The organism is Globicatella sp. HMSC072A10 (assembly GCF_001811625.1).
Taxonomy (GTDB): Bacteria; Bacillota; Bacilli; order Lactobacillales; family Aerococcaceae; genus Globicatella; species Globicatella sanguinis.
In genome coordinates, this window is record NZ_KV805645.1 from 1 (window position 1) to 5,737 (window position 5,737).

The following is a 5,737-nucleotide window of genomic DNA, read 5'->3' on the forward strand; positions in this document are numbered from 1 at the left end:
TTCCGTGACCCACACCATTTGACAAAGAGCCAGAAAAACTTGCCCACTCCTTATTTTTATTTTATTAAATTACTTTTCTTTTAAAACAACATTTAAGATTAAGGCTGCTAATGTACCAGTAGAAATACCAGATGATAATAACATTTGTAGCGCATTTGGTAAACCTTCTAATAATTCAGGACGAACCGTTACGCCAATCCCTAAGGCAAATGCAACGGAAATAATTAATAATTCTCGGTCGCCTAATTTAATTTGCGCTAAAGTTTTAATCCCTTGAGCAGCTACTAAACCGAACATAATGACCCCTACACCACCTAAAACTGGTTGAGGCATAACAGAGATTAATGCTGATAATTTAGGAAAAACACCTAAGATAGCTAAAATAATCCCGGCAACCACCATCACGTGACGACTCGCTACTTTAGTTAATGTAATTAAACCAACGTTTTGCGAGAAAGCGGTGTTCGGTCCACCACCGAACAAACCAGAAATCATTGAACCAACACCATCAGCTAAAACACCACTAGCAGCACGTTCGCTTGGTAATTTCTCACCTGATGCTTCCCCAATCGCCATCGTAATACCCACTGTACCAATTAAAGATACCACATAGGCAGGTACAAATGATAAAGTTGAAGCTAAATCAAATTTAAAACCGTAACGTAATACATTTGGGAACGCAAACCAAGCAGCGTCTTTTACGGAATCTAAATCAACCATCCCTAAAGGAATACAAACGATATAACCAAATACCATCCCAATAAAGACAGAAGCTGTACTCCACATCCCTTTACCATAATGATTTAAAAATAAAGTAAAGACCATAATCACAAAAGCAACCGCAATATTTTTAATTGAACCATAATCAGCAGCGCCAACACCACCAGCAGCCCAATCCATACTAACAGGTAATAAGGTAATCCCGATTAATGAAACAACTGTCCCAGTGATTAATGGTGGGAAAAATTTCATTAAGGGTTTAATAAAACGACTTAAAATAATTTCAACTAGAGAACCTGTAATGGTTGCTGCCACAATCCCAGCTATGCCGAATTTAGCTCCTACACTAATGGATGGATTCACGAAAGTAAAGTCCGTTCCCATCATGCCTGAAACTCTCGATCCAACTGGACCTACCCCTTTTGATTGGATAAATGTAGTAATTCCTGATGCAAAAATGGTAGCACTAACCATGATCGAAGTAGTTTGAACATCAAACCCTAATACACTACAGACAACTAAAGGAACAGCGATAATCCCGGCAAAGGCCGCTAAAATATGTTGTAACGCTAATAAAATACTCACACCCATAGGTGGCACATCATTAATGCCATATAATAGCTTATCTTCTGGGGATACGATTATTTTCTCTTCCACACTTACACCTCATAAAAAATATTTGTTTAATCAACAAATAATAATATAGCCATATTATTGAAGTTCTTCAACCGAATTATTAATAATAAATTCGTTTTTAATTAGAATATTCGTGTTTTTTGCAATCTGAATTCAAATGATTCAATATTAACAACTAAATGAGTATATGCTTAATCCAACCAATGACCAAAACTACATTTTTCAAAATTGATTAATGCTACGAGTAATCAAAAAAACCACGAAGTTGATGCCTCGTGGTCTTCACTCTTTTGTCTTAAATTATACTTTTATATCAACAAGACTACCCCATTTAATAATGATAATCTTTTTATCTAAACTAAGCTTTGATGTCAACTTGACCGATAGACGAACCTGCTTCTACTGATTTTTCATCTTCAATAATCGTACGGTTCACCATATCTGGGGTATTGGTTAAGGCAACAATGACATCGGTTTGTTTGCCTTCATTTAAAATATAATCTAAATCCATTTGTGCAACAGCGTCACCAGCTTTTAATTGGTCGCCTTCTTGAACAAATAATTCAAATCCTCCCCCATTTAATTGAACAGTTTCAATACCCATGTGAATTAATAATTCTAATCCATCAACTGTTTTTAAACCAACCGCATGTTTTGAATCCATAATCATCACAACTTCTGCATCAACTGGAGATACGACTTTGCCATTTGTTGGTTGAACGGCAAATCCTTCACCCATGATTTTTCCACCAAATACTGGATCGTTTACTTTCGCAATATCAATCACTTTACCAGTAGCAGGTGCGTAAATCTCAACTAATTTTCCAGTTTCTGTTGGTAATTCAACTTTTTCTTCAACTACTTCTGTAGTGTCAGCTGCATGACTATTTGCTACGACACCTTCTTTTGGAGCATTACCAGATGCAATTAATTGATCAATCGATGATTTAACGTTAGGCACTGTTGTACCATAGACAACTTGAACGTTTTGACCGTTAACAACAACCGCAGCTGAGCCAGTTTGTTTTAATAAGGCTTCGTTTACAAGTGAACCGTCTTTAACTTGAACACGTAAACGAGTTGCACAGTTACTTACATCGTTTAAGTTGTTTGAACCACCTAAACCAGCCACAATACGGTAAGCACGTTGAGCTTTTTCATCTAATTCATCGTATGAAGCATCAGCAAATTCAACCGCTACTTCTTCTGATTCATCTTCTCTACCAGGAACTTTCCAGTCGAACTTACGAACACCCCAGCTAAAGATGACAAAGTATAATACAAAATATACTAATCCTAATATCAATACCGGAATCCAGTTAGTAATGTGGTTACCAGGTAAAACACCGTATAAGATGAAGTCAATAATACCACCTGAGAATGTTAAACCAACCCCAGCACCTAATACATAAACTAAGATACCTGAAATACCATAAAGTACACAGTGTACTAAGTAATACATAAATGGTGATGCGAACACGAAAGCAAATTCGATTGGTTCAGTAATCCCGGTCATAAAACAAGTTAAAGCACTTGAAGTATAGAAACCTTTTACTTCAGCTTTACGTTCTGGACGAGCAGCACGATATAAAGCGATCGCTGCTGCAGGAATACCAAATAACATAACAGGGAACATATACGTAAAGTGAGCCGCTGCATGAGGATCAATCGGCACACCAGCTGCTAATTGAGCAAACACAATGTTTTGAGCCCCTACAATTGTTTTACCATTGACTACTGCTGTTCCCCCGATAGCTGTTTGCCAGAAAGGTAAATAGAACACGTGGTGTAAGCCAAATGGAATTAAGGCACGGTAAATAAATACATATAAGAAAATACCAAAAATGCCTAATCCTGAAATAAATCCACCTAAGCTAGAGAAACCATAAGAAACAATTGGCCATACGAAAGCCCACATAATTCCTAAGATAAGCCCAGCAACTGATGAGACGATTGGAATAAAATGTGTTCCCCCGAAGAATGATAAAGCTTCAGGTAATTCAATAGTATGGTATTTATTATGTAAATATGCCACCACTAAACCGATGACAATCCCACCTAAAACACCTAAGTTCATGGTATTATCAAAGCCTAAATAGCTAGTAATTAAACCTTGTACTTTACTTAATTCTTCAACATCTCGGAAGTTGTTTAAAGTACTTGTCATTGAAGCGTACATTACAAAATAACCAATAATACCAGATAAAGATGCAACGCCTTTGTCAGTTTTTGCTAAACCTGCAGCAACTGAAATACCAAATAATAAACCTAAGTTACCGAAAATGATGTCTCCTGCATCAGCAAAGATTCTTAACACACCATATAAGAAGTTACCTTCATGTAAAATATTTTGTAAATTATACATCTCAATAACGGTTGGATTCGTAAATGACGAACCAATCCCTAATAAGATACCCGCTACCGGTAATAATGAAATAGGTAGCATAAATGTTTGACCAAGTTTTTGTAGTAAACCAAAGATTTTTACTTCTCCCGTTTTAGCACGTAACTCAGCCTTTGTTTGAGCTTTAGCCAATAATAGATCCCCTTTCCTTATGAATAATTTAAGACGTCTCAATTATACTCTAAAATATTTTGCTTTTCAAACTACTTGAGAATAAACTCACAAAAATACCATTCAATATTATAAAAGCTTATATAATTTACGAAAATATTTAAAATTTAATCTATTAGAATCTAAAAAAACTCCCTGTATCAGCTATCTGATAACAAAGAGTTTCTATTTTAATAACCGGCAAATTCTTTAGGTTTATAATTTAAATATCCCTGGTAACTTTCAGTATTTAAAATACGTTTAGCATTTTCAACCCGATCAGCTGTAGGCGGTTCGATACCTTCTAGACGGTATTTAATACCTAAAGCTTTATATTTATATACCCCTAATTTATGATAAGGCAATACTTCAAATTTTAACACATTATCTAATGTTGCCACAAAAGCGCCTAATCGCTCTAAATACTCATCATAGTCTGTTCTTTCTGGTACTAGTACATGACGAACCCAAACAGGTTGATTAATTTCACTTAAATAACGAGCCAAATCTAAAATATTATCATTAGGATGTCCCGTTAATTTACGGTGTCCTTCAGGATCGATATGTTTAATATCCAATAAAATTAAATCCGTATACTTCATTAATTCCTGGAAACGACTAAAGAATGGCTCTTTACGTGTAAAAGGAGCCCCACAAGAATCCAAGGTTGTATTAACACCATTGGCTTTACATAGCTTGAAATATTCAATTAGAAAATCAATCTGTAGTAAAGGTTCACCACCACTCACGGTCACGCCACCTTTTTCTCCCCAGAAAGCTTGGTATTGAACTGCTTCATCAAACAATTGTTGCGGAGTATACTCTTTGCCTCCTCGTGTATTCCAGGTATCTGGGTTATGGCAAAACTCACAACGCATCCGACATCCTTGCATAAAGCTAATAAATCTAATTCCTGGACCGTCAACTGAACCAAAGCTTTCGGTAGAATGAACATGTCCAATGACAGGAGTTACAGTTTCTGTCATCTTAAAATCCTCCTTGTCCTAAACTGTTATTAATAAATGTAATAGTCTTCTATAATTAAATTATATCACATAACGAAATCGCTTCAAGCCTTTTCATTAATTATTTTTATTAAATTAGTACAGTTTAATAACTCTGTTATATTAAAAAACAGATTGTTCAATACAACTACTTAAACCATTAGTAAATCAAGGGATTCTTTTACTAATGATGAAGGATGACAGATAATTTAGTCATAAATCATAAAATGCCTTATCTAAAAATTTGCAGGGGTATTGGGGAGTGAACCAAAAGTAGAAAATAAAATAATTTATACTTTGTCTACCCACCCTAGCAAAGCTTGGAGTGAACCAGAAGGAAATGAAATAATTTGTATTTCATCAGTTCAGCCCACACAATTGTGAGTGAGCAAGCTGTAGAAAGTTAGTTTTTTTATTTCAGGTAATCCCCGGCATATTAGGGCCTATACCAGAAGTAGAAAATAAAGTAGTTTAAGCTCCGTCTAACCTCCTCGGCACAGTTGGCAGTGGGATAGAAATAGAAAATTTAATATTTTTGTCATGTTTGCCTAACCACAGTATCGTTGGAAGTGGAGAAGCAGTCGAAAATATGCTTTGCCTTTTGTCTGCATGTTCCATTGACTTCTCTAATCTGAAAAACTTTAGCCACTCTCCTATTTTATAGCAAAAAAGACCGAACAGAAAAGATAAAACCTCCCCTTATTCAGTAAGAAACTAAAAAGTAATACTGCTCTTAGGGACCTTTTAAAACATTTCTGCCCGATAGCTAGACATAAACTTGAAAAATATAATTAAGATTATTGTTCATTAATTAATAGCGCAG

The 5,737-nt window shown here is 35.4% G+C and carries 3 protein-coding genes; all 3 read right to left on the reverse strand.

From position 1 onward, the window contains the following. Positions 1 to 69: 69 nt before the first annotated feature. Positions 70 to 1,377, reverse strand: a complete 1,308-nt coding sequence (locus tag HMPREF2811_RS02560; RefSeq protein ID WP_066123385.1) for a nucleobase:cation symporter-2 family protein — start codon at positions 1,375 to 1,377, stop codon at positions 70 to 72. 337 nt (positions 1,378 to 1,714) lie between these two features. Beyond that, a complete protein-coding gene (locus HMPREF2811_RS02565) occupies positions 1,715 to 3,892 on the reverse strand; it encodes a PTS sugar transporter subunit IIABC (protein ID WP_084801870.1) in 2,178 nt (725 codons plus the stop codon). A gap of 209 nt (positions 3,893 to 4,101) precedes the next feature. After that, entirely contained in the window at positions 4,102 to 4,896 is a 795-nt protein-coding gene (pflA, locus tag HMPREF2811_RS02570) for a pyruvate formate-lyase-activating protein (protein ID WP_066123388.1), read from the reverse strand. Between the last annotated feature and the right edge of the window lie 841 nt (positions 4,897 to 5,737).